At 53.0% G+C, this 909-nt stretch carries 1 protein-coding gene; it reads right to left on the minus strand.

Going from position 1 to position 909, the window contains the following annotated elements; genetic code table 11:
- A partial coding sequence (locus H5201_RS22485; RefSeq protein WP_182785453.1) for an Ig-like domain-containing protein occupies positions 1 to 909 on the minus strand: 909 nt, incomplete at both ends.

Here is a 909-nt window from a genome sequence, read left to right on the forward strand (position 1 = left end):
GCAAGCGGGGTCGGTACATCCACCGACCAACTGCCATCTGCAAGTACTGTCGCCGTTAAGGTTTGTATATCACCATTGGCATCGGTGACTGTAATGCTCACCAACCCACCTATTTCATCACTGCTACCAGTGATGGTAGGCGTGCTGTCGTTGCTATCAGTCAACGGGTTGATATCAACCGTCGGTGCAAGAGTATCGATCACCCCACCATTTTCTGTGTCACTGGCGGTATTGCCGGCGGCATCGGTGACACTAGCATCCACTTGGAATGCGCCTTCTGCAAGTGGGATCGGTACATCCACCGACCACGTACCATCAGCCAGTACCGTCGCAGTTAAAGTTTGCACCGTGCCGTTAGCATCTGTCACAGTGATACTTACCAGTCCACCAATTTCATCACTACTACCAGTAATGGTAGGCGTGCTATCGCTCGTTGCAGCAAGCGGATCAATATCAAAGCTTGGCGCTTGAGTGTCAATTACTCCGCCGTTTTCAGTATCAGACGCGGTATTACCTGCCGCATCAGTGACGCTGGCATCCACTTGGAATGCGCCCTCTGCAAGCGGCGTCGGTATATCCACCGACCACGTACCATCTGCCAGTACCGTCGCGATTAAGGTTTGTACTGCCCCCGTCGCATCAGTGACGATGACACTGACGAGACCACCAATTTCATCACTGCTACCAGTGATGGTGGGCGTGGTATCGTTCGTTGCAGCAAGTGGATCAATATCAAAAGTAGGCGCTTGGGTGTCAATTACTCCGCCGTTTTCAGTATCAGACGCGGTATTACCTGCCGCATCAGTGACACTGCCATCCACTTGGAATGCGCCCTCTGCCAGCGGCGTCGGTACATCCACCGACCAAGTGCCATCAGCTAATACCGTCGCGGTTAAGGTTTGTACTGCG

Source organism: Pseudoalteromonas sp. SG43-6, assembly GCF_014164365.1.
GTDB classification, from domain to species: domain Bacteria; phylum Pseudomonadota; class Gammaproteobacteria; order Enterobacterales; family Alteromonadaceae; genus Pseudoalteromonas; species Pseudoalteromonas rhizosphaerae.